This is a genomic window from Rubripirellula lacrimiformis, assembly GCF_007741535.1.
GTDB lineage: Bacteria > Planctomycetota > Planctomycetia > Pirellulales > Pirellulaceae > Rubripirellula > Rubripirellula lacrimiformis.
This window is the reverse complement of record NZ_CP036525.1, coordinates 958,457-981,524: the sequence shown is the minus strand read 5'-3', so window position 1 is coordinate 981,524 and position 23,068 is coordinate 958,457. Positions and strand designations below refer to the sequence as shown.

Genomic DNA, 23,068 nt, shown 5'->3' with positions numbered 1-23,068 from the left:
GCAAGGCAGCGACTGCGAAGACGCCGGCAATCCTCCATCGAGCAGCGGCTCCTACGACGGCGAAGTGGTAACAGTCTTCGGTTAATCGATGTTACCACCATTCGTTTCCTCATTGACTTTCTGCCTCTAAAGAATTTTTCTCAACAATTCTTCAAGACTCTCCTCATCAGAAATTGCAGTTAACCTCACATCGACCGAGATAATACGACCGTCCCGATCGAGCAATACATAAGAGGGAATGGATGCGATGCCCAGCTCTTCCATCAACCGATGATTTGCTTCTGGATTCCAAATTTGCGACCAACTAATTTCATGTTCGTCAACAAGATCAAGAAGTTTCCCAGGAAAACGGTCTGCGGGAACTCCAATGATAGAGAATCCGCGAGATCGATTCTGAACGAAGAGACGTTTAAGCTCGGGAAGTTCTCTCAAACAAGGCCTACAGGTGGTACTCCAAAAGTCAAGCAGAACAATCTTGCCGTTGAAATCATCGAGATCAACTAAATCTCCCGAAAGCGTTTTCCCGCTCAACTCCAGCTTTTTTCCTGTCAATTCCAATCTGCGTCGGAAAGCGGCGATTCGATTCTCAAACTGCCGGACTTCTTGATCTTCGGAGAGTTTCCCACCGACTGAATCGTGAAGCGAATCAATGGCATTAACCTGAGTCGCATTGTCAATACGACGCGTTGATAAAAAGTTTAAATAGCGAAATACGGGCTCCAAGTCAGACGAAGTCAAACTCTCTCTGCACGCTAGCCAATGAAACAAGTCATCGCCCAAATCATTGATTTCTTGAATACGGTGCGACTCGCTAGACTGGCAAATCGCCATGACACGGTAGAAGTTTTGGATTCCTTTAACCTCAATGTAAGAAGGATCAGTTGGGTCGACTTTAGCTCGCATTCGGCGCGAGATTTCGCTCAACGCCTCATTCGTCTCAGGGACTTTCCAGTCTTCTATTTGATAGCCAAGATGCAGTCGCCTCGCCTTCATTAAAAGCTGGGGAACACTCTCAACGTCATCAAGCGCAAAGACTTCAAGGCGTCGATCGACCTCGGAACACACGTTCCAGAAGGTTCCCAGAAAGACGCCAATCAACAATACAAGAGAACCAAGAACAATCGCAAATTTCGTCAATCGCCGACGATGCTTTGAAGAATCAGCTTGGCTATTGAAGTGAACACTCATGTCCAGTCTCCGTTTAGAAAAAATAGCGAACCGGAAATAAAACCCGCGAGTCCGAAAAGCAATACAGAGTTAGAAACAACTGACTGCATGGTATCCAGCGACATTGAACTTTCAGTCATGTGCAATGAAATCTGCACTGCGGCGATAACTAGCATTGGCGAGAGAATTCCTGCAAGCGCCGGTAGACCAGTCGATTTTGAAAAACTTCCAATAAACCAACTCGCTCCGGCGCAACCGACCCACATGCCAATTGCGTCTCCGGCTCCAATGTCCCTTCCAGAAACCTCTGTCGAGAAGTCTTGAAAATATTCCAGTAGCACTCGAAGACATCCGAATAATGAAAGACAGGCAACTAAACACAAGGCAACAAGGGCAAGCTTGCTCAAAAGTATGTGTAGCCGTAACGGAGGAAGATAACTCAGGAATTCAATCGATCGATCCTGTCGTTCAGCGGTGAGTACCGTGCTGCAAACGAATGCAATACTTAAGTATGAAGCATAAATCGAAATCTGAAGTGAAAGATGAAAGACAGTCGCCAAAATTGACTCGTGTGATCGCTCACTGTGCATGGAGTAGAAACAGATCCCCGCAATTGCGACAAATGTAAGTGGTGTGGCGACTGCCAGTAGTACAAGGATCGGTTTGACGATACGAAGGTCTTTGTAGAATAACGCTTTAAGCATGGTCAATGCTTTCGTTTTCACTCAACTGATTGCCGCGAATCACCTGCTTGAAGAGTTGCTCTATACCGATCTCACTGCATTCGACGCTTCGCACTGGGTTTCTAGAACGAATTGCATCTACCAATTCTTCGCGGAATGGGAACAACGTCACGGTCCATTCTCGCCGCTGAAGATGCTCGTAAACCACCTCAGTCGGACGCCAACGTGGAAGGCTTCCGTCTCGAAGGACCAAGTTGACTTGCACAGCTTCTGAACGAAGACGCTCAACTTTCTCGTTTAGAATAAGCTGTCCCCGGTGCATAATGCCGATGCGATCCGCTAGTCGCTCGACATCGTCAACGTGATGGCTCGAAAAGAGTACTGTCCGCGTTTCATCGGACTGGGTCCTGAGGATGCCCTCAAGAAACTCGTCTCTAATAAGCGGATCGAGACCAGAAGTCGGCTCATCAAGAATAAGGATTTCAGGTCGCGTCGACAATGCAATAACGAGGCCAAGTTTTGACGTCATTCCTTTCGAGAGTCCTTGAACTTTTCGATTGAAAGGAAGATCAAACAAGTCAATTAATTCATCGCATAGAGATTCGTCCCAACGAGGGTAGAACGCTTTGACAAATTCCATTATCTCGCGAACAGTCATCCATCGGTACATGAGATGTTGTTCGGGGACATATCCTATTCGCTGTTTCATTGATACCGTTTGAAATCCTGCTGGTTCATCAAAAAGCTTGATCTTTCCTGAATCCGGACTAGTCAGCCCAACCAACATGCGAATCGTGCTGCTCTTTCCTGCACCATTTGGTCCAAGTAGTCCAAAGGTCTCCCCTGGTTCTACTTTGAGAGATAGACCGTTCACAGCGACCACGTCTTTGTAAGATTTTCGTAGGTTTTCTACGTCGATTGCGGGACAGGATTGTTTTTTCAATGCATGCGAGATTTCTTCCGATTCAATTCTTTTCATGCATCTAACTCAGACAGATAGTTGCGTAGGGATGACTCAAATAGTGCTCGCACCCGGTCGGGACTCACCCCACTGCGTAGTGCCTTTTCGATTATTTTCTTCAGCTTGTTCAAGGTTTGTTGTTCAAGTCGGTCCGACAGGCGTGCTTCGTCTCGCGTAACGAAGATTCCAACGCCCCTTCGTGACTCAACGATTCCCTCTCGCTCTAGCATCTCGTAGGCCCGTTGTATCGTGTTCGGGTTGACGCCAATTTCCACGGCAAATGACCGCAACGAGGGCAGCATTTCTCCCGGAAGATACGCTTGGTTGCGAATGCGCGACCGGAGTTGTTCAGCTATCTGTTGGAAGATTGGAGTATGACTTTTCGGGTCGATCTTCATTTTCTCACTTATTCGAGTCGCGACTTGGTGCACTAAGGCAGTATGCTTCAGTTGCAGCTCTCTGTCAACCCCACCGTCTGTTGAAGATGCGGTTCCGATCTAAATTGGCTCTGACAGGTCCTGAAAAGTTGTCCACATGATCTATTGCCCCCACCTCACACCCGATAACCAATGCGAAGTCGCCGCCGGTATGGCGGGCTGCAAAGTCCGCACGTCACCAGCCGCATGCAACGCTTGCCAAAACGAAACCAATCCGCGGGCGATCAACGTCGTCACGATCGGAATGGCACTGGTCAACAAACGCCGACGCAAGCGCGACGTGGGCGAATTGTCAGCGATGCTCGCCAACTACATGCCCGACCGCGACGAGTTGCCAGCGACGCTCAAGATTGCGGACTACCGGCCTGGCCCCGGTAACGAACTGAAGAAGATGCTCGCGTGGTTTGCCAAGCCGAGCGAAACTCGCAACTGCGAAACTCGCGTCGAGACGATGAACGATTGGGGCGTCGAAGGGTGCCTTCGCAACGTCGACACAATCACGGAATGGTTACTCGAAGAAGCCCAGCTAAGAGGCATGCCCCATGAAAGATTCACCCGCGTCATCGCGAAATCACTCGTCAACACAGCGATCCGAAGAAACAAAGGTTCCAGGACTCAAAAACTGGCAATCACCTGTGACCCGTCTTAAACGAGGCACCGGGAGGCTACAAAAGTGTTCGGGCTCCCAAGGCAACATAGGCTTCGCCAGCGTGCCCCGGCAGCCGGCACCGGAGCAGGAACTGATGATGGTCAGTTGTTCGCTGACTCCATTTGCTCAGTGATCGAGCGAACCTGGAGGAGTTCAGCTTTTCTTTTGCTTGACGTTCTTGACGGGACCAGCGTGCCTGGGCGTTCGCCCAATGTGGAAGACTGCATGAGTTGGCATTCTGAAGTGGTGTCAGCGTCAGCGGCCTGCCATGGAACCATACGTAGACCCAGGCAGAGCGGATGGCCGGCGCGTGGTTTGGTTTGATAGGTTGGGCGGGGGTCGACGGCGAGGGATTCGTGGTGAATGACAGCCAGGATGGCTATCCCACGGGTTTGGGGGCAGCGGGTGTTCGCTCTATTGAGGGATGGCCGGGACGAGCTTGCCGTTGACGACGGGCTGGTCGTTGTACATCTTTAGTTCGAAGGTGCCGTCGGGCTGCTGGGCGACCATCCAGATTCCGGCGTTTTCGAGTCCTTCGCGAAGTCCCGATTGTCGGTTGCCGGTCAGCATTCGCATCAGGCCTTTCCCGCTGCTGCCATGACCGACCAACAGGATCGATTGGTCCGTACCGCCAAAACGTTTTTGGATTCTGTCAACGGCCGCCTGCAAGATCACTCGCGCCGCCGCGGCCTCGCCCTCCATGTCCGCGTGATCCTTTGCGAACAATGGCAACTTGAATTTGTGCATGCCGTCTTTTCGCAGTTCCATGTACGGCGTTTCTTCGGCGGGTACTTCGATCAACTTCCCCGCCCCCAAAATCTTGACCGTCGGCTTTGGCAGGTCGGGCGTCAGGATCAGATGACTGGCATACATCTCGTGCAGCTCGGGCCAAACCTGGGCTCTGGCATCCGTCGCTTGCAAGTACGGCAGGACGGTGTTGCGTGCCCGCCACATCGGGCTGACGGCGATGAAGTCGAAGTGGTACTGCTGCAGCTTCTCGGTGGCCTGACGGACCTGACCTTCCCCCTTGGGTGTGAACATGTTGGGGTTGCCGACGTACGCTGGCCATTGCTCCTTGGGGACGTCCGCCCAATCCTGTGTGACGTTATGCCCACCTTCGGCATGCCGGATGTAATAGATCTTCAACTCGGCTTGGGCAGCGTTTGCTGCGAACAGCATTCCAGCGACCGCAAGCAGGCACCCCATGAACTTTGAACGTGCAGCGGTGGCGGGATTCAGATGGGGGAACAGATCAGACTTCTTTGGCATTGTAATACTCGCACAGCATGGGTCGGCGACGGATGGAAACAGCGGGAACTCAATCGAGCGATCGATGGGGTGATGGGCACGGCCATCAATATCTCGGCAAAGGCATTGGCCGATCGAGTATAAACGTTTGTTGTGCGATTCTTGCATGGGCAACCAAGCAACGCACGATCAATAAGTGTCGGGACTGCAGTAGTGGGATTCGCCAGAATTCCTGACCGTCGGGTTGGGGGGGGGAATTCTGGCGAATCCCACTACGACAGATATTTCCCGTGCGTTGCCAAGTTTCGCCCTGCCCTCCCCTGCCCCGCCGGTTACCTGGTCCGAACGGGATCAAGAACCAGCCAACTTCATCGGACCTTTACAAAGAACGCATCGGTCCGGCACAGGAGCTTCGCTGGATATGAAGTTTCCCTGAATTCGGACCGACAGCGACACGGGACAACTTGGTATGGCCGGTGCCGTCGATACACTTCCTGCCTGTCGCGTTTTCACCTGCCGCCTTCCAACCAGCCGGTGGATTCGACCATCCGCCCTTCCCTCCCCTTTACCGGATCCCAGCATGTCACGCATCCCATCCGACGATTCCGTTTCTCGCTCCGCTTGGAATCGCCGTCGCTTCTTGGCGTTCACCGGTGCGCTGCCATCGTTCGCCTTGGCGTCGCAACAGGCCAGTGCCGAATCGAAGATCGCGTTCAGCAGCGACCCGTTCACACTGGGGGTCGCATCGGGCGAACCAGATCATCGTGGCATGGTGCTGTGGACACGACTGGCTCCAGCGCCGCTGGAACCCGATGGCGGCATGCCCAATCGCGGCGTTGATGTGACTTGGGAAGTCGCGTCGGACGATTCGATGCGGAACATCGTTGCCTCGGGAACTCAGCTGGCCACGCCACAACTGGGACACTCGGTTCACGTCGAACTGGACCAACTGGAACCCGACCGTTGGTACTGGTACCGATTCCGGTGCGGGGATGCCGAAAGCCCGATCGGCCGGACTCGCACGATGCCGCTTCCCAACACCCTGCCCGGCAGTGTCAAGTTCGCGGTCACTTCGTGCCAGAACTACGAACAAGGCCTGTTCACGGCGTACCAGCAGATGGCCGACGACAACGTTGACCTGGTGTTTCATCTGGGCGATTACATCTATGAATACGAAGCCGGCCGGAACGGTAAGGTGCGTACGCATCAGGGCAATGAAATCATGACGTTGGCGGACTACCGAATTCGCCACGCCCAGTATCGATCCGATTCGTTGCTCCAGAACATGCACGCACAGTGCCCGTGGGTGGTGACCTGGGACGACCACGAATTTGACAACAACTGCGCCGGTGACATTTGCCAAGACACCTGGGTCGAATCCAACGATTTCCTGTCGCGTCGGGCGAACGCCTACCAAGCCTATTACGAGATGATGCCGCTTCGTCGGCGCCAGATTCCACGTGGCAGCGACATGCGACTGTATCGCAGTTCACGTTTCGGCCGTCTTGCTGAATTCTCGGTTCTGGACACCCGGCAATACCGATCCGATCAACCCAACGAAGATCGCAAGAGTCCCTTGAACGCGGCAGCCCTGGACCCGACCCAAACCATGCTGGGAATCAAGCAACGCGGATGGTTGTCGCGAAATTTGATCCGGTCCACCGCGACGTGGAACGTACTGGCCCAACAAGTGATGATGGGGATGGTCAATCGAGCCGGTGATCCGGACGACCCCCAATATTCGATGGACCAATGGCCCGGCTATTCGCACGAACGGATGGAACTGATGAAATACATTCGCGATCGCCGAGTCAGCAACCCGGTCGTGTTGACCGGTGACATTCACACCAACTGGGCCAACGAACTTCGCGTCGATGATCGGCAAGAAGACCAAGACATCGTGGCAACCGAGTTTGTGGCCACGTCGCTTAGCAGCGGCGGCAACGGGGTCGACCAACCGAAGAATTTGGACGCCATGCTGGCCGAAAATCCGTGCGTGCGTTGGCACAATGCCGAACGTGGCTACATCCGATGTGAAGTGACTCCCGACGCTTGGAAGTCGGACTACATGGTGGTCGACGACGTACTGAAACCCGGTGGCAAAACGTTCCAGCGAAAGTCGTTTGTCGTCGAATCGGGTAACCCACGACTGAACGTCAGCTGATCCATTGCAGCGGCGAACCGAGCCACCACGCGTGTGCAGTGGTGGCTAAGCAACGAGCGTTCAATCAGTGTCGTTTCTTTCTTCCCCCTCTCTCTAACTCTCTCCCCCCGCAAACCGCTGCGCGGCGGGGGAGAGATGACTTGAATCGCGACACTGAGGGATCGCTCGTTGCTAAGTTTCGTCCAGCCGTTTGACTTCATCGATCAGGTCCAACAAGGGGCTGGCCAGCAATCGCCCCTTGCGCCACATGAACACGATGCGGCGTTGACCGAGTTGTTTTCCGAGGCAACGTGTCGCCAGCTTTTCTCGCAGGTTGCCTTCGCTGCGACCGGCCAGCACGCCGACCCCCATGCCGGCGGCAACACAAGCGATCGTGAAGGCGCTGTTGTCGGTTTCAATCGAGATATCAGCCGTTAACCCTTCGCGATGAAACGCTTGGTCCAGCGCGTCGCGGCCATGTGTCCCGGTGGACGTGACGACCAACGCGTGCTTGGCCAATTCATCCAGGCTGTTGGATCGACTTTTTGCGTACGGATGACTCTTGGCGGTCACCGCAAAGAACCGGACGGTATAGGCGGGTTCATAGTGGATCAGCGGCGAGTCTTGCTTGACGCCGGGTTCCAACGTCATCGCGATGTCGGCTTTGTCCGCCAGCAACAATTCCTCGGCGACGCGTTCGTTCCCCTGCTGGATCGTCAACGGATTGGAGTGATTTCGGCGAAACGTGGCCAATGGTTCGGCCAGGTCTTCCATCATCATCCGCACGCCCGCGACCACTCGAATGGGTGCCTTTGCGGAGGTGGCTTGAACGGCGTCAAAGGTCGATTCTAGCTGGACCAGAATCGGGTCGACCTGTTCGTACAAACGCTGGGCTGCCTCGGTCGGCTGGACCATCCGGCCGACGCGCGTGAACAGTTTGGTCCCATACAGCCGTTCCAGAGCTTGGACGTGCTGCCAGACCGAGGGGACCGACAGATCGGAGGCCCGTGCGGCGGCCGCGTACCCACCGTGCCGGATCACCAGACGGAAGGTGTGCAGTTGGGCGACGCTAAGATCGCTGGATCGGTCGCGGCGAACGGTGGGCACTTCATTCATTTCACAATTCGATATGAGTCTTCGGAAGTGTTTAATTGTAACGCATGAATATGTCGCTAGGATCGACTACTTGATGGACCGTTTCTGGCCGCCCATTCCCCCTTGAAAAGGCCGATCGGTGGCGAGAACGGCCCAATCGCGATTTTTCCAGAGGCCTGTCCTGCCCCGTCCATGCCCTCCCCCTGTTGAGACCGACTTGATGAAACCTACCGTGCATCTACTGCGGCCGTTGTCCGTATTTCTGTTGGCGTCGTGCATCCTGCCGCCGGGGTTAGCCAAGGCAGCCGACACCAGCGGCGGGTCCGCCGACGTGGTTCTGCAGGCCGCCGATTTCCCGACCAAGGACACCGGGTATTACCTTGACCGCGGAAAATGGATGGCGATCCATCCCGATCGCAACCAATCGGCGACCACGCAATCGGCCTTTCCTGCGGTCAACGGCAAGTATCACGTGACGCTAGAAGCGGTCGGCGAAAGCGATGGCAGGGCGACTTACCAGGTGATCGTCAACGATTCGAAGGTAGGCGAATTTTCGTGCCCGATCAGCAGCCAGACCTTCGAAACGGGACGCAAGTTTCATCACACCTGGCCCGACGTGGAAATCGGCCAAGGCGACGTGGTGAAAATCAGTTCGCAAATCGCATCGGCCGACGGCAAAGAATTCAGCCGCGCTCGATGGGCACGTGTCCGATTTTCGCCCGCCGATGATGCGACCGCCGCGGCGGTCAAAGTGATGGGAACCGAAAAAGCATCGTCCGACAAATCACAGACCTCCGCGTTGGTTGAACCGCGTGGCAAGAACGGTGACGGCACCGTCAAAATCAGTGGCGATCGGAAACAATGGCACAAGGTCACGCTGACGTTGGACGGTCCATTCGCGAACGAACGTGACCAACAACCCAACCCGTTCACCGACAATGCGTTCAACGTGACCTTCACGCACGAGAGCGGATCGCCAAGCTATGTCGTGCCCGGATACTTTGCCGCCGACGGCAATGCGGGACAGTCGTCAGCCGAAGCGGGCAACCAATGGCGTGCGCACCTATCCCCCGACAAGGTCGGCCAATGGAATTACACGGTATCGTTCACGCAAGGCAAAAATGCCGCGTTGGGCGAAACGCAGGGTACCGCCATCAAACCGTATGACGCCGCCAAAGGAAGTTTTACGGTCGCGGCCAGCGACAAGGACGGACGCGACCTACGATCCAAGGGCCGACTGGAATACGTCGGTCGTCGTTACCTGCAGTTCGCCGGATCCAAGGAATACTTTCTGAAAGCCGGCCCCGATGCGCCGGAGACGATGCTGGGATACAAGGATTTTGACAACACGATCGCGGGCCTGCCCAAGAAGGTGCCACTGAAAACATGGGCTCCGCATACTGCCGACTGGCAATCCGGTGACCCGACCTGGAAAGACGGTAAGGGAAAGGGGTTGATCGGTGCAATCAACTACTTGGCCGCCAAAGGGTGCAACGCGTTTTCGTTCCTGACTTACAACGCGGGCGGCGACGGCGACAACATTTGGCCGTTCGTCGAGCGGAACGACAAACTGCACTACGACTGTTCGAAATTGGACCAATGGGGCATCGTGCTGGACCACGGGACGGCGAAGGGGATGCACCTGCACTTCAAGCTGCAAGAAAACGAGATGGACGATGACCGCCGCGGCCAGAAAGCCGAATCGGGACGCGTGCCCGAGTCGTTGGATGGTGGCAAGCTTGGCCCGCAACGGAAACTGTATTGCCGCGAACTGATCGCCCGATACGGACACTCGCTGGCCCTGAACTGGAACATCGGCGAAGAGAACACGCAAAGCAGCCAAGAGATCCGCGACATGGTCACCTACCTGCACGACACCGATCCCTACCATCACAACATCGTGATCCACACGTTCCCATCGCAGCAAGACAAGGTTTACACGCCGCTGCTGGGCGACCAATCGTTGTTGACCGGCGCCTCGCTACAGAACTCTTGGGACCAGGCTCACCAGCGCACGCTGAAATGGGTCAACGAGTCTGCCAAGGCGGGTCGACCATGGGTTGTCGCCAATGACGAACAAGGACCTGCCAGCGACGGAGTCCCCGCCGATCCGGGCTACCAGGGCAATGATGGCACCGGAAACCAGAAGGGCAAAAAGTACACCGCGCACGACATTCGCAAACTATGCCTATGGGGAACCCTGATGGCGGGCGGCGCCGGCGTGGAGTACTACTTTGGCTATAAGTTGCCTGAAAACGATCTCATTTGCGAAGACTTTCGTAGCCGCGATACGAGTTGGGACTACTGCCGAATCGCACTGTCGTTCTTCCCAGAAAATGACATCCCGTTCTGGGAAATGGAAAACTCCGACGCATTGATCGGCAACTCATCCAACAACAACTCGAAGTTCTGCTTTGCCAAGACGGACGAGGTGTATTTGGTTTACCTGCCCAGTGGTGGATCGGCTGAACTGGACCTCCGCGACGCCGATGGCGACTTCGAAGTCCGCTGGTTCAACCCTCGCAGTGGCGGCGAGTTGCAGCGTGGTTCGGTGCTAACGGTCGACGGTGGATCGAAGGTGCAACTGGGAACTGCCCCGGCGGACAAGGACGACGACTGGTTGGTGGTGGTTCGTCGTTAGGCGATTGGGGTTTGCCCCGGGTGTCAACGCAGCCGTCCGATCCGTTTGTAGTACCGGCTTCAGCCGGAGTTCCCGGGCTCGGTCAGGTCCGATTACCGAGCCCCATTCCGCCTAAAGGCGGTACGACGAACAGAGTCAGTGCAGCGCGTCTCGGATGGCCACTCGCTACGAATTTAGTATCCATCGAGGGTTCAACTTGTCAGGTCGGTCGTTCCGGGTGTGATCGGCTAGCGTGCTGCCGTTTGGCCGATTGGGCCCCCTCACCCCCGCCCCTCTCCCCCAGATTGCAATCGAGCTTCACTCGGCTGCAATCCGGGGGAGAGGGGAGCCCGCGGAAAGCGGTGGAGACAGGGAGACAGGGAGACAGGGAGACAGGGAGACAGGGTGACAGGGTGACAGGGTGACAGGGTGACTCGGAGACTCGGTGACTCGGAGACTCGGAGGTTGGCGTGCGAGCGGGGGGAGCTACTTGTCTTCGCCGACTCGGACGACGAGTTTGCCGAAGTTCTTGCCTTCTAGTAGGCCGATGAATGCTTCGGGTGCGTTTTCCAGGCCATCGGTAACGTCTTCGATGAACTTGATCTTGCCCTGTTCGACCCACGGGGTCATTTCGGCTAGGAATTCGTCGTAGCGAGGGCCGTAGTCATCAAAGATGATGAAGCCCTGGGCTTTGATGCGCCGGACCAAGAAGGTCTGCATCAACAGTGGCAGCCGATCCGGTCCTTCGGGCAATGCGGTGTCGTTGTAGTGTGCGATCAATCCACACACGGGAATCCGGGCTTTGACGTTCAACAGTGGAAGCACCGCGTCGAAAACCTTTCCACCGACACTTTCAAAATACACGTCGATCCCATCGCCACAGGCGGTGGCAAGTTGATCGGCAAAATCGGCTGCATGGTGATCCAGGCATTCATCAAAGCCAAACGTCTCCACGCCTGTTTGGCACTTCTTTGGCCCGCCGGCGATCCCCACCACACGACACCCTTTTAGCTTTGCGATCTGGCCGACGATCGATCCGACCGCGCCGGTCGCAGCAGCGACCACGACCGTTTCGCCCGGCTGAGGATTGCCAATGTCAAGCAGCCCCATGTAGGCGGTGAAGCCAGGCATCCCGAGCACGCCAAGCGACCGGGATGGATGCTTCAGTTCCTGTCCCAGCGGCACCAGCCCTTGGCCGTCCGAAACGGCATAGTCTTGCCATCCAGTATTAGCCAACACCCAATCCCCCTCGGCAAAGTCCGAATGCTTGGACTGCAGGACTCGGCAAACCGTGCCACCGACCATCACCGCATCGACCTCGACGGGCGGTGCATACGACGGCGAATCGCTCATGCGACCACGCATGTAGGGATCCAGCGACAGATAGACCGTGCGAAGCAAAACTCGGCCTTCGCCGGGCTGTGGGACATCCGCATTTTCCAATCGAAAGTTATCGGAAGTGGGAGCCCCGTGAGGACGCGAATTGAGGACGATTCGACGATTGGTTTTGGACGACTGTGACATAGGTATTTCTCGAAAGACTCAGTGGGGTTGGTATCAGTTCAGATCAATCACCAAAGCCCAGGTCTTGGAATGCCATGGGCTTGGCGATTTCTGTTCGTTCAGTTCAATCCGTCTAGAACATTCTTTCCGATCGCACGGCCGCTTTCCTGTTGGGCGTGCGCATCTTTCAGCGTTTCGACGGTCAGTTTGCCAAGGTTGTTGTTGACGGTGGAGATCAGCACTGCGTCGTCGATCATTTCCGAAACACGGTTCAGCAATTCGTGCTGGTATTGGATGTCGTCGGTTTGGAACATCGAACGAGCGAACATGAATTCCCAAGCAAAACTAAGGGCCTTGGGCTTGCCAGCCTTGATGTCCAAAGTCTCGGGGTCATCGATGAACGCAACATGCCCGCGTGGTTTGATCAGATCGATGATCTCGGCGAAGTGGCCGGCGGTTCCCGTCAGCGAAGCAACGTAGCGTGGCGTCAAGTCAAGCGATTTCAGTTGGTCCACCATCGATTGACGGTGGTTGATCACATGATCCGCCCCCATCTTCTGGACCCACTGGATCGTGTCTGGCCGCGATGCGGTGGCAACGACGTTCAGACCGGTCAGTTTCTTGGCCAGTTGGATCAGGATCGAACCAACGCCGCCTGCACCGCCGACCACCAACAGGGTTTCGCCATCGCCTTCGCCCTCTTTGACGCCCAGCGATTCGAACAACAGTTCCCAGGCTGTGATAGAGGTCAGCGGGAATCCAGCAGCCTCGGCAAAACCAAGCGACTTGGGTTTGCGACCGACGATTCGTTCGTCAACGGCATGGAACTGGGCGTTCGTTCCAGGGCGAGTGATGTCACCGGCATAGAACACTTCATCACCGACTTGGAACAGACGAACATCATCGCCCACTTCGGTCACCACACCGGCAGCGTCGTAGCCAAGGATCTGAGTGCCGTCTTCGGGCGTCTTCCCCTCGCGTACTTTGACGTCCACGGGATTGACCGAGATCCCACGAACTTCGACCAACAAATCGTGAGCACCCACCGGAGGCATCTCTGCGTCAAACTGGATCAATGACTCGGGCGCCGTAATCGGTCCGGCTTGCTTGTATCCGATCGCTTTCATCTTTGTACTTTCTTTGGAGGTTGATTTCGGTTGGATGAATCAATGACGGGAATGTAGATGCAGTGCCATCAACCGCCTCGCGTCGATGCGATGCCAGAGGTTCGGTATCGATTAGCCGCTGCGATTGGTAGCTGCGACCGTGCAGTGCCAGTTCCCTATGGTGGCCGCGATTCAGCCCGCGGTGCCCCGATCGATGGCCCCGAAATCTTGCTCGTTCGAAGCATGACTTTGCTGACGATTCCGGGCGTCAAAATCCGGCGTGAACCGAAGTCGACATCGGATGGCTGATCGATTTCAAAATGCGACGGCGAACGCGACACGTCGATCCAAACCGCGGTTGGAAGAAACGTCCCGCATCGTTGGACGCAGATTCCGTCTTTCTAGGGCTGGACCGTCAGCTTTTTGACATCCAAGTCCTTCAAGACCGGCTTCGCCTCACTTAGAAACCGCTGGAAGTGTTCGCTTTGGGAGTGCTTCTGCAGAGCGGCTTCGTCATCCCACACTTCGTACACCACGATTTCATCTGCGTTTTCGATGTTTCGGTGACAGATGTAGCTTTGACAGCCCGCTTCGGCTCTGGAAGCCTGGATGATGCTGGCGATCGCCGCGAACAGTTCGTCCCCGGATCCTGCATTGGCGGTAAGGCTGGCTACGACAACCAAAGATTCTGACATCGACTTGCGTTTCCTATTCACGATCACGTGGGCATCCCATTCGCCATCCCCCAACATGGGGACCAAGCGATTTGGGCGATGCGTTTGTCCGACGTGACCCCTGTCAAAGCAATTCACGTACCACTGCCGGGCCGCGCACCGCCCCAGCGTAGAACCGGCGAAAACGGCTTGCTTTCTGGTCAGAATCGGCGGTGCCTGCCCACATGTGCGCAGGTATCGCACGTGCCTGTCTGTTTGTGCGCAAGCCCGGGTCGCCAAGTGGGCAGCCCGGTGACGGATTGGGGCCATCGATTGGGGACGCATCGATTGGGAGCCATCGATTGGGGGCCATCGATTGGCCCGGGCGATGCGCCCGAACGCTTCAGCAGCATCCCCTGAACATGATGGCGGTGTCGTGCGATGGCACACAAACTCGCCACGAAAGATTCAACCGTGGCGGCCGAATGCTACGCGGCGCGGTACATGTGTTCGCGAGTGGGTGGCATTCCCGACAATCCCTTGCCCGCTCGCTTGGTCGCGACCACCTGATAAAGCTTGATGGAACCGGCGGTGAAACCAGCCGAAGCGCCAGCCAGGTAGGCGACCCACAAATTGTACCGTTCCAAGCCGACCATCTCGATCGCTTGATCGCGGTTAGCCGATAGATTTTGGCACCAGAATCGAGTGGTGTGGGCATAGTGTTCGCGCCACGATTCGACGTCGTGAACTTCGAAGCCGGTGTTCTCCAGGCAGTCGGTGGTTTGACCAACCGGGGTCAGTTCAGAACCTGGGAAGATGTACTTCAAGATGAACTGCCGTTCGGGCCGAATCCGCTTGGCAGCCCGCTTAGAACTCTTCGCTCGACGTGCGATCGCGTGGTTCAGCATCACGCCGCGATCCCGCAGCATCGAATTGATCTTTTGGAAATACCGTGGGTAGTTGGCGGCGCCGATGTGTTCGGACATGCCAATGCTACTGATCTTGTCGTAGGTGCCTTGATGATCTGCGTAGTCACAGATTTCAACACTGACCTGGTCTTGCAAACCGAGTCGTTGAATCTTTGCTTGGGCGAAGTCATGTTGTTCTTGAGACAACGTCACGCCGTGAGCCTTGACGCCAAAGTTCTGAGCGGCGTGACAGATCAGCCCGCCCCAACCGCAGCCGATGTCCAGCATCTTTTCGCCCGGCTGCAATTGCAGTTTGCGACAGATCATGTCCAACTTGTCGTGTTGGGCTTGATCAAGCGAGTTGGACCAGTCGGTGAAGTAGCCGCAGGTGTACTGCATCTCTTCGCCGAGAAACAGCTTGTAGAAATCGTTGCCCACGTCGTAATGGAACTGGATATAGTCGGTGTTGTTGCGTTTGGATTCGTTGCGACCGATCGCGTCGTCCTTGAATCCGTGTTGAACGTCCGCGACATTCGTTTTGGCGAACAGGAACGGCAAGGTTCGTTTGACCAGCATGGTCTTGCTGATTTTTTTCAGCTCGCGACGATTGGATCGTTCGGTTCGAAAGGCGTGCGTGAACTCAATCAGATCACCGCCATCGAATGCGATGTGTCCGGTCGCGTACAGACGAACCAGCGTTTCCAAGGTTGGACGCCGAACCAGGGACCCGATGACGCCGGGACCGGAGATGGAGATCGTCAGCTTTCCGTCCGCGTTCTTTCCCAGCGGGACCACACGACCGTCCCACAGTTTGACGCTGACATTCATGTCCAGCGGCCCTGCAACGCTTTGCAGAATCTCGACGATTGAATCGAGCTGTGATTTCGATGAAAAGGGGATGCCCATCGGAAGAAACTCTGGTTGGAATGAAGACTGGACGTGCATCGGGAACGCCGAACACCCGGATCGCCCTTCACAGATACCAGATTGTGCAGCGACAGCGTCAGACCAAAAAGTCACCGCCCCGGGAGATCGGTACCGGTGGCCAAGGCACACCGGCATGGGGGCTATCGCCACTGCGTGGCTATCCGTCCGCAAGTGCCGGAGGGACGAAAGCATCGTGCCGGTGGTCTCGACCACCGGTACCCCGTGAGAACAACCCATCTCTTTTCCTGCCGCACTGATCGCCGCGAAAAGCGGCAATCAGAGCGGCAGGAAAAGGAGTCGCGACGCCGGTGAAGGCACCGTGGACCAAGGTCCACGGCAAAGAGCTAGCGCCACTGCGTGGCTAGCCGTCCGCAAGTCCCGGAGGGACGAAAGCATCGTGCCGGTGGTCTCGACCACCGGTACCCCGCGAGAACAACCCATTCTTTTCCTGCCGCACGGATCGCCGCGAAAAGCGGCAATCAAAGCGGCAGGAAAAGGAGTCGCGACGCCGGTGCAGGCACCGTGGACCAAGGTCCACGGCAAAGAGCTAGCGCCACTGCGTGGCTAGCCGTCCCCAAGTCCCGGAGGGACGAAAGCATCGTGCCGGTGGTCTCGACCACCGGTACCCCGTGAGAACAACCCTTCTCTTTTCCTGCCGCACTGATCGCCGCGAAAAGCGGCAATCAAAGCGGCTGGAAAAGGAGTCGCGACGCCGGTGCAGGCACCGTGGACCAAGGTCCACGGCAAAGAGCTATCGCCACTGCGTGGCTAGCCGTCCGCAAGTCCCGGAGGGACGAAAGCATGTCCATCCTGCCATTGCCGACGTGTCACGCCTTCTCGGGCGAAACCGGCTTGCCGTCGCTGGTCAGCCGGAAATTGATCGTCGAATCTTGTTCGGCGACCTGGACCTTCAGCAGCGAGTCTTCGTTGTAAACCGCTGGCACCCGTTCGTTGGGATCGACGACCTTTTTGGTTGGACGGCGGCGACGCGTGGGCGCCTCGTCGTCGTCATCTTCGGCCAGTTCGTTCCCGACTTCTCCGGTGCTTGCCGTCGTACTGATCCGAACGATCTTGGGGCCTACCGTGACACCATGCACTTCGCTGTTGAACTTCAACTGATAGTGCCCGGTATCGTCCGTGGTCGCATAGGCCTGAGTCAGGTCCGCGGCTTCGAAGAAGACCACGGCGCCCGCCAGTGGTTGGCCATCGATCGTCACCTGCCCCGAAATCGGCACCAACCCCAGCGAACTGTAGTCGGTGTCCAATCCGTTTCCACAGCCGACGACTGCCATCAACGCGGTCGCCACAGCCCAATGGCAGATCGGATTTACTTTGTCATTCATCAACGCAAACTCATATATTTGGAATACTTTCAGTAGTCAGCAACGGCGAAGGAGATTAGAAGTCGCCGGGCAGTTCGAGTCCGTTGCGAGACCCCAGCCCGGTGTAGACTTCTTGATCAATCGATTCCGAGATGAACTGAATCGATCCGTCACAAAGTGCAAAGTACGCTCCGCCGACGTGGTAACTGCCGAACGAAAGTTCCATCAACCGGCCATGCAGCGTGGGCTGAGTACGGCGTGCATTGATCGGTGCGATCGTGGTTCCGACAAGCTCCGAAAATTCGGTCCCGCCAGTCCCACCGTCACAGCGGCATGGATCGGCACTGGGCGAACCGATGTTCCAGTAATCCATCGCTTGACCGTCTTTGACGAACCGTGGATCGGTATACGATTCGCCGATCATGATCGTGTGGCTGGTCCCGTCCAGGATGTCACGGAATCGAGTTTGGCTGCAGGCATAAAAGATGCCGTCTTGATCGATATCTTCGAGCGCCTTCGTCCCCGGCAGCGCCGTGCTGGTATCGTCCGAACTGGACTCGGTGCCCGCGCTGCCTCGGTAACTAGCGGGGACTCGATCCGGGATTCCGTTGTTGTCGAAGTGAATGGGAATCGCCATGCTGGGACAGCGATAGGTTGCGATGTAGGTCCCGGCTGCTTTCTCGTTATTGCCGTCGTCGTAGGCCCAGTTGCCCGGCCCCGATTCTTGGAACACCAACGTATCGTAGAGCGATCCTTGTTCGATCTGTGGCAACAGGTGTGCACTCCAGGCGGTCCCACGTTGGTCCCAGCCGTAGGGCATCTTCCGAAACTTGTCGTGATAGCTGTGCGTGGCCAGGGCGATCTGTTTCAGGTTGTTGCCACATGACATCCGCCGCGATGCTTCCCGTGCCGCCTGAACCGCGGGCAGCAGCAACCCGATCAACACGCCGATGATCGCGATCACGACCAACAGTTCCACCAAGGTGAATGCCCATCGATCGGTCGACGGTGATCGACGACGCGGTGCACTGAAACGGAATCCGCCCAGCATCGTCTGTTCTTTGGGGCAACCGCATGCCTGCGACATTTCCGCCTTATCGCTCATAAACCGCCCTTCGAAATTCATTGAATTGTCTTGTGTGTTGTGTCCCGTTTGCAATCGAACCGAAATGGAACGACCTGCTGATGGACGCGGACAATACAGAGACAAGATGAAGTAGGGACGATCAAAAGATGAAGGTTACGTAAAGCCACGGCAGGGTCCGGCGGTCGAATCCAGTAGGTGCTCGATCGCCTCCTAAAATCGAACTAGCGAAACATTGGCACCCATTTGCGGCAGCGCTGGTCGGAGCAGAGAGCAAGAAAGTTTCAGATTTTTCGACCGCTCGGTCGGTTCTGCGGAGATTTCCGCAGGAAAGAAGCGAGGCGGGGCGAGATGACTTGAATCGCGACACTGATTGATCGCTCGTCGCTAAACCTGTCGTCCACCGCGGTGCGCGACCGCGGACGAAGACGGCGACTGAGATGGCCGCAGGCGACTAGGTTGATGGACCTATAGGACGATCTCGACCATGGCTCGGATCGTGACCGCATCATCGGTATTCAAGGATGCGATCCCAGCAACGTCGTGTTCGATCGTCGGCATATCGGAGATGTACATCACACCGGTGGTGAAACCGACTTGCCATCCGCCCATTTGTTGGCGAGTGGTGAACAGGGCCTCGACCGTCGTTGAATTCTTGCTGATCGAATCAGTGCCGGTTCCAGCGATCGTGCCGCCAACGAAGTTGTAGTCGGCGTCCATATCAAAGTAGCCAACCGAGAAGTCCAGGTTGCTTTTGCGTCCTAGGAAGATTCCGTCCCAGCCGACAAAGCCTTTGCCGCCGACGAAGTCCGAATCCAGTTCTTCGCGGAACAGACGGTTCCCGCCATATTCGACATTGAAGTCTTGGTCGAAGGCCATGTAGTTGAACGAACATCCTGCGGACAGGCCGCCGAAACGGGTTCGCCAGGTATCCCGCAATGCGAAATCAAAACCGTAGTGATCCACATCGGCATCCAGGTGGCTGTTGCCGCCCGACAACGCGCTGTTGGCTCCGGTCAACGGATTGGCAACATCGACATCAATCGGGTTGGCATTGGAATTGGCGTTGGCCAAACCGTAGAACGCACGCGTTTCAAAACTGGTTCGCGTCCACAAGAAACGTTGGACCGCTTTCAGTTCCCACATCGCACCGAGCGTGTCACCGTCGTCTTGGAAGGCGTTGCCTCCATTGGCGTCGGTTCCCACTTTGTATTCAGGCAACAAAGCACCCCAAAACGCTTTCCCGAAGGTCAGTTCGAATGGGTCGTCCGAGATCGTGCTTTGCGCCGACGCACTGGTCGACGACAGCAATCCGACTGCGATGATCGCAATCCATGAAAGGTAACGCATATGGGTCGCCAAAAGGTTTGGATGGGGGGGAGATGCCTCTGTTTCCCTATCGATTCCCTTGCGTGGTCCAGTGGAGTGTGTCAGCCGTGAATGTCCAGATCGCCCTGGATGGCGGGATGGACGTATTCGTTAGACGGAAGTCACCAATTTACCGGATCGGCTGGGTCGTAACGAATGCGCCGCCGGATACATCTGGGCAAAACAAACGGCTGCTTCGTGACACCAATCGGATCACTGCGGCGCAACCGGGCGACAGCGGCCTCCGTCGGTATCCCCCAATCGCAAATGCGGCCGGCGCAGAAGCAGCGGTCAGAACAGCAGCCTTTCATCCTGGGGTGGATCGATGCAGCGTGGTCCTTCGTGACGGGCGTTGTTGACATAGCGTTGGACCGGACGAACCGCCAATTCGATCTCGCTGGGCGACAGGCACCAGGATTTCAAAGCTGCGCGATCGTCGAATTCGGGATTGATCCAGTGGCGACCGCGATCGACGTCCAACAACACCGGCATGCGATCATGAATCGGTCGCGTGATGGGGTTGGCCGCCGTGGTCAGAATCGTGCAGGTCCGCAGCGGTTGCCCATCGACCACGATCGTTGGATGGGTGTCCCACAATCCAGCCATCACCAACACGGTGCCTGATCCAGGCGTTTCTGATCCACGCGTTTCTGATCCAGGCGTGCCTGATCCAGGCGATTGCGTGCCATCGAGTTCGGGCGGTTGAATCAGGTAGGGCTGTTTCGTTTTGCCGACCGTTTTCCACTCGTAATAGCCATCGGCCAGCACCAAGCAGCGTTGGCGTGCGAAGGCGGATCGAAACGAGGGTTTGGTGTCGACGGTTTCGCTGCGGGCGTTGATCATCCGACTGCCGACGCCTGGATCGTCGGACCAGGCGGGCACGAGTCCCCAGCGGATCATGGCGGTGGTCGCCGTTTCCGCAGGCCCAGGCTGCAGAACGCACAAGACCGGCTGTGTGGGGGCGATGTTGAATCGCGCCGCATCGCCCCAATCCAACCCGTCCGGATCAACGTGGGGCAAAAATTGCTGGCACCACTGTGTCGGCGGCGAACGAAGGGTCAGTCGGCCACACACGAATTCGGAATCCAGCATCAAAGGCGGGGGCGTTGCCTGGGGACCGATCCGCAGGCGGTTTTCAACTGTGATCAGATTACTGCAACCGGGTCGTCGTCGGCAAATCGAACTCCATGGGTTCCACTGCAGCGGCGGGTGACGGGCCGGCAAAGCGTGCCCGGGCACCGGCGTGAATCCCGCCCGAGCACTGTGTGAATCGTACGCCAGGGCGGGTGTGAATCGTACGCCAGGGCGGGTGTGAATCGTCCGCCAGGGCGGGTGTGAATCGTCCGCCAGGGCGGGCGTGAATCGTACGCCAGGGCGGGTGTGAATCGTCCGCGATGGACGACTGCCATCGGCTGGGATGATTGGGGGAAAACGGGAATCCGTACGAAAAACGCGGGGACCTTACCGAAAAATGGCGACTCGCGTTAAGCTGGTGCTGACCGTGACCTTCCCGCGGCGTTGATTCGCCTGCGCCCCTTTCCCCGATCCCATTCGTCAACGGCCTTGAACTTCCCACTGCTATCTCGCGTGCTTGGCACCGTTTGCATGTTGATCGGTGGATCGATGGCCTTCAGCTTGCCGTTCGCGATCCCGGCATTATCCAAGCGAACCTACCTCAGTGCTTCGGATGGGTTCGAAGTGGCCGGTGCTCGGGGGCTGCTATCGAGCATGGCGATCTGCATGGTCGTCGGATTCGTGCTTCGCGTGCTGGGCCGCAAACATCGCGGCGGGCAATTGTTCCAGAAAGAAGCGATGGCGATCGTCGGACTCAGCTGGGTACTGGCGACGATCCTGGGTGCCCTGCCCTTTTATCTAAGCGGCACCTGTATCCAACAGGGCGATCCGATCACGTTCATCGAAGCGATGTTCGAATCCCAGTCGGGTTTTAGCACGACCGGGGCCACCGTTTTGACGGACCTGGAATCGCCCGACTTGGTGCCTCACTGCATCCTGTTCTGGCGATCCTGGACCCACTTTTTGGGCGGCCTAGGGATCGTTGTTCTGTTTGTCGCCATCCTGGGGCAAGGTTCGGCGGGCAAGGCGATGATGCGTGCCGAGATGCCGGGCCCGACCAAAGAGGGCAGCATGCCGCGGATGCAGGCGACGGCTTGGGCGTTTGCCGGAATCTATATCGGCCTGAATGCGATCCTGACCTTGGTCTATGTACTGGAGGGCATGTCGCCGTTTGATGGACTGTGCCACGCGTTTGGAACCATGGCGACAGGCGGCTTCAGCACCTACAACGCCAGCCACGGCCAGTTCGACAGCAGCCTGATCGACTACACCACGATCGGGTTCATGATCTTGGCCGGTTCGAATTTCACACTGCTGTATTTGACGCTGCTAGGCGAACCTCGACGGTTGTTCAAAGACGTCGAGTTTCGAACCTTTATCGGGATCATCGTGTTGGTGACCGGTGGAGTGGTTTTCTTTGGCATGCGTGCGGCGGACGAGGACTTTGGAAACTTCGCCGATTCGCTTCGATTTGGCATGTTCCAGGTGGTGTCGGTGCTGACGACCACCGGATACGGCACTTCCGATTTTGACAACTGGAACAACTTCGGTCGCGGCATCCTGTTGCTGTTGATGTTCGTCGGCGGATGCGCCGGCAGCACCGGTGGCGGCATGAAAGTGATCCGCCATATCTTGTTCTACAAAATCCTAAGACAAGAAGTCGAACGGGCGCACCGGCCGCGAGTGGTGCGGTTCATTCGGATTGGCGGTTCGACGGTCGACGACCCGAACTTGGCGCACGCCATCGTGGTTTACTTTTCGATGATCTTGGCGATCTTTGTCGTGTCATGGTTCCTGCTGATCACGTTTGAACCCAACAGCACTTGGGGTGTGACCGAAGCGGCGACCACGGGGTCCATCGACATGTCCCCCGATTCGATCGAACGAATCGTTCGCAAAAACACGCTGGACGAAAAGCTATTGGATTCGGCCAGTGCGGTAGCGGCCACGCTGAACAATATCGGCCCCGGATTCGGGGTGGTTGGTGCAACACGCAACTACGCCGGTTTCAGCCAGGGAGCCAAACTTCTGTTCGTTTGGCTGATGATGTTGGGTCGAGTAGAAGTGTTCAGCGTTTTAGTGCTGATTATCCCATCATTTTGGCGCCGCATTTAGCTCGC

General features: G+C 56.6%; 20 protein-coding genes. 6 read left to right on the top strand and 14 right to left on the bottom strand.

Features of this window, described 5'->3' with window-relative positions:
* Positions 1-126: 126 nt before the first annotated feature.
* Genes K227x_RS03470 through K227x_RS03455 form a run of 4 tightly spaced genes read right to left on the bottom strand, consistent with a single transcriptional unit; the run spans position 127 to position 3,209 of the window.
* Positions 127-1,188, bottom strand: coding sequence for a TlpA family protein disulfide reductase (locus K227x_RS03470; protein WP_145168086.1), 1,062 nt, complete (start codon positions 1,186-1,188; stop codon positions 127-129).
* A complete protein-coding gene (locus tag K227x_RS03465; protein ID WP_145168085.1) occupies positions 1,185-1,892 on the bottom strand; it encodes a hypothetical protein in 708 nt (235 codons plus the stop codon). The genes K227x_RS03470 and K227x_RS03465 overlap by 4 nt, the downstream gene beginning before the upstream one ends.
* A complete protein-coding gene (locus K227x_RS03460) occupies positions 1,864-2,829 on the bottom strand; it encodes an ABC transporter ATP-binding protein (RefSeq protein ID WP_145168084.1) in 966 nt (321 codons plus the stop codon). The genes K227x_RS03465 and K227x_RS03460 overlap by 29 nt, the downstream gene beginning before the upstream one ends.
* Positions 2,826-3,209: a GntR family transcriptional regulator gene (locus tag K227x_RS03455; RefSeq protein ID WP_145168083.1), complete on the bottom strand. Its 384-nt coding sequence runs from the start codon at positions 3,207-3,209 to the stop codon at positions 2,826-2,828. Before K227x_RS03455 ends, K227x_RS03460 begins: the two co-directional genes overlap by 4 nt.
* A 136-nt stretch (positions 3,210-3,345) precedes the next feature.
* Between K227x_RS03455 and K227x_RS03450 the strand changes: the two genes are divergently transcribed.
* The gene (locus K227x_RS03450; protein ID WP_145168082.1) at positions 3,346-3,897 is read left to right on the top strand and encodes a hypothetical protein; all 552 of its coding nucleotides are present in this window, start codon (positions 3,346-3,348) and stop codon (positions 3,895-3,897) included.
* Between the two features lie 414 nt (positions 3,898-4,311).
* On the opposite strand, the gene K227x_RS03445 is transcribed toward K227x_RS03450, so the two are convergent.
* On the bottom strand, positions 4,312-5,166 hold the full coding sequence (locus K227x_RS03445) for a histidine phosphatase family protein (protein WP_218933749.1): 855 nt from the start codon (positions 5,164-5,166) through the stop codon (positions 4,312-4,314).
* Positions 5,167-5,725: 559 nt separating this feature from the next.
* Between K227x_RS03445 and K227x_RS03440 the strand changes: the two genes are divergently transcribed.
* Positions 5,726-7,309 carry an alkaline phosphatase D family protein gene (locus K227x_RS03440; RefSeq protein ID WP_145168080.1) on the top strand — a complete coding sequence of 528 codons (1,584 nt, stop codon included), beginning with the start codon at positions 5,726-5,728 and terminating at the stop codon, positions 7,307-7,309.
* 171 nt (positions 7,310-7,480) lie between these two features.
* Here the strand turns inward: K227x_RS03440 and K227x_RS03435 are convergent, their stop codons facing one another.
* Complete coding sequence (locus K227x_RS03435; RefSeq protein ID WP_145168079.1) at positions 7,481-8,404, bottom strand: LysR family transcriptional regulator; 924 nt, start codon at positions 8,402-8,404, stop codon at positions 7,481-7,483.
* A 199-nt stretch (positions 8,405-8,603) separates the two neighbouring features.
* Between K227x_RS03435 and K227x_RS03430 the strand changes: the two genes are divergently transcribed.
* On the top strand, positions 8,604-11,024 hold the full coding sequence (locus K227x_RS03430; protein ID WP_218933748.1) for a DUF5060 domain-containing protein: 2,421 nt from the start codon (positions 8,604-8,606) through the stop codon (positions 11,022-11,024).
* 465 nt (positions 11,025-11,489) lie between these two features.
* On the opposite strand, the gene K227x_RS03425 is transcribed toward K227x_RS03430, so the two are convergent.
* Positions 11,490-12,527 (bottom strand): NADP-dependent oxidoreductase, encoded by a 1,038-nt coding sequence (locus K227x_RS03425; protein ID WP_145168078.1) that lies wholly within the window; start codon positions 12,525-12,527, stop codon positions 11,490-11,492.
* Between the two features lie 98 nt (positions 12,528-12,625).
* Positions 12,626-13,633, bottom strand: coding sequence for a zinc-binding alcohol dehydrogenase family protein (locus K227x_RS03420; protein WP_145168077.1), 1,008 nt, complete (start codon positions 13,631-13,633; stop codon positions 12,626-12,628).
* Between the two features lie 57 nt (positions 13,634-13,690).
* Between K227x_RS03420 and K227x_RS03415 the strand changes: the two genes are divergently transcribed.
* Complete coding sequence (locus tag K227x_RS03415) at positions 13,691-13,921, top strand: hypothetical protein (protein ID WP_145168076.1); 231 nt, start codon at positions 13,691-13,693, stop codon at positions 13,919-13,921.
* A gap of 92 nt (positions 13,922-14,013) precedes the next feature.
* Here the strand turns inward: K227x_RS03415 and K227x_RS30215 are convergent, their stop codons facing one another.
* Together K227x_RS30215 and K227x_RS03405 are read right to left on the bottom strand one after the other, a co-directional pair.
* Complete coding sequence (locus K227x_RS30215; protein WP_218933747.1) at positions 14,014-14,307, bottom strand: putative quinol monooxygenase; 294 nt, start codon at positions 14,305-14,307, stop codon at positions 14,014-14,016.
* A 446-nt stretch (positions 14,308-14,753) separates the two neighbouring features.
* Positions 14,754-16,079, bottom strand: a complete 1,326-nt coding sequence (locus K227x_RS03405; RefSeq protein WP_145168074.1) for an SAM-dependent methyltransferase — start codon at positions 16,077-16,079, stop codon at positions 14,754-14,756.
* Between the two features lie 418 nt (positions 16,080-16,497).
* On the opposite strand from K227x_RS03405, the gene K227x_RS30210 reads away from it, so the two are divergent.
* Positions 16,498-16,668 (top strand): hypothetical protein, encoded by a 171-nt coding sequence (locus K227x_RS30210; RefSeq protein WP_218933746.1) that lies wholly within the window; start codon positions 16,498-16,500, stop codon positions 16,666-16,668.
* A 259-nt stretch (positions 16,669-16,927) separates the two neighbouring features.
* Here K227x_RS30210 and K227x_RS03400 read toward each other — a convergent pair whose 3' ends face one another.
* The 4 genes from K227x_RS03400 to K227x_RS03385 form a co-directional block, all read right to left on the bottom strand.
* Positions 16,928-17,443 carry a transthyretin-like family protein gene (locus K227x_RS03400; RefSeq protein ID WP_145168073.1) on the bottom strand — a complete coding sequence of 172 codons (516 nt, stop codon included), beginning with the start codon at positions 17,441-17,443 and terminating at the stop codon, positions 16,928-16,930.
* A gap of 55 nt (positions 17,444-17,498) precedes the next feature.
* On the bottom strand, positions 17,499-18,473 hold the full coding sequence (locus tag K227x_RS03395; protein ID WP_145177197.1) for a DUF1559 domain-containing protein: 975 nt from the start codon (positions 18,471-18,473) through the stop codon (positions 17,499-17,501).
* Between the two features lie 501 nt (positions 18,474-18,974).
* Positions 18,975-19,856 carry a hypothetical protein gene (locus K227x_RS03390; RefSeq protein WP_145168072.1) on the bottom strand — a complete coding sequence of 294 codons (882 nt, stop codon included), beginning with the start codon at positions 19,854-19,856 and terminating at the stop codon, positions 18,975-18,977.
* A gap of 309 nt (positions 19,857-20,165) precedes the next feature.
* Entirely contained in the window at positions 20,166-20,966 is an 801-nt protein-coding gene (locus K227x_RS03385; RefSeq protein ID WP_145168071.1) for an SOS response-associated peptidase, read from the bottom strand.
* 513 nt (positions 20,967-21,479) lie between these two features.
* Between K227x_RS03385 and K227x_RS03380 the strand changes: the two genes are divergently transcribed.
* A complete protein-coding gene (locus tag K227x_RS03380) occupies positions 21,480-23,063 on the top strand; it encodes a TrkH family potassium uptake protein (protein ID WP_145177194.1) in 1,584 nt (527 codons plus the stop codon).
* Positions 23,064-23,068: the final 5 nt, after the last annotated feature.

Excerpts from the sequence above, each read along its gene's own strand:
- K227x_RS03470 (WP_145168086.1), bottom strand. The coding sequence starts at position 1,188 with ATGAGTGTTCACTTCAATAGCCAAGCTGATTCTTCAAAGCATCGTCGG.
- K227x_RS03460 (WP_145168084.1), bottom strand. The coding sequence starts at position 2,829 with ATGAAAAGAATTGAATCGGAAGAAATCTCGCATGCATTGAAAAAACAA.
- K227x_RS03455 (WP_145168083.1), bottom strand. The coding sequence starts at position 3,209 with ATGAAGATCGACCCGAAAAGTCATACTCCAATCTTCCAACAGATAGCT.
- K227x_RS03450 (WP_145168082.1), top strand. The coding sequence starts at position 3,346 with ATGATCTATTGCCCCCACCTCACACCCGATAACCAATGCGAAGTCGCC.
- K227x_RS03445 (WP_218933749.1), bottom strand. The coding sequence starts at position 5,166 with ATGCCAAAGAAGTCTGATCTGTTCCCCCATCTGAATCCCGCCACCGCT.
- K227x_RS03440 (WP_145168080.1), top strand. The coding sequence starts at position 5,726 with ATGTCACGCATCCCATCCGACGATTCCGTTTCTCGCTCCGCTTGGAAT.
- K227x_RS03435 (WP_145168079.1), bottom strand. The coding sequence starts at position 8,404 with ATGAATGAAGTGCCCACCGTTCGCCGCGACCGATCCAGCGATCTTAGC.
- K227x_RS03430 (WP_218933748.1), top strand. The coding sequence starts at position 8,604 with ATGAAACCTACCGTGCATCTACTGCGGCCGTTGTCCGTATTTCTGTTG.
- K227x_RS03425 (WP_145168078.1), bottom strand. The coding sequence starts at position 12,527 with ATGTCACAGTCGTCCAAAACCAATCGTCGAATCGTCCTCAATTCGCGT.
- K227x_RS03420 (WP_145168077.1), bottom strand. The coding sequence starts at position 13,633 with ATGAAAGCGATCGGATACAAGCAAGCCGGACCGATTACGGCGCCCGAG.
- K227x_RS03415 (WP_145168076.1), top strand. The coding sequence starts at position 13,691 with ATGCAGTGCCATCAACCGCCTCGCGTCGATGCGATGCCAGAGGTTCGG.
- K227x_RS30215 (WP_218933747.1), bottom strand. The coding sequence starts at position 14,307 with ATGTCAGAATCTTTGGTTGTCGTAGCCAGCCTTACCGCCAATGCAGGA.
- K227x_RS03405 (WP_145168074.1), bottom strand. The coding sequence starts at position 16,079 with ATGGGCATCCCCTTTTCATCGAAATCACAGCTCGATTCAATCGTCGAG.
- K227x_RS03400 (WP_145168073.1), bottom strand. The coding sequence starts at position 17,443 with ATGAATGACAAAGTAAATCCGATCTGCCATTGGGCTGTGGCGACCGCG.
- K227x_RS03395 (WP_145177197.1), bottom strand. The coding sequence starts at position 18,473 with ATGCTGGGCGGATTCCGTTTCAGTGCACCGCGTCGTCGATCACCGTCG.
- K227x_RS03390 (WP_145168072.1), bottom strand. The coding sequence starts at position 19,856 with ATGCGTTACCTTTCATGGATTGCGATCATCGCAGTCGGATTGCTGTCG.
- K227x_RS03385 (WP_145168071.1), bottom strand. The coding sequence starts at position 20,966 with ATGCTGGATTCCGAATTCGTGTGTGGCCGACTGACCCTTCGTTCGCCG.
- K227x_RS03380 (WP_145177194.1), top strand. The coding sequence starts at position 21,480 with ATGTTGATCGGTGGATCGATGGCCTTCAGCTTGCCGTTCGCGATCCCG.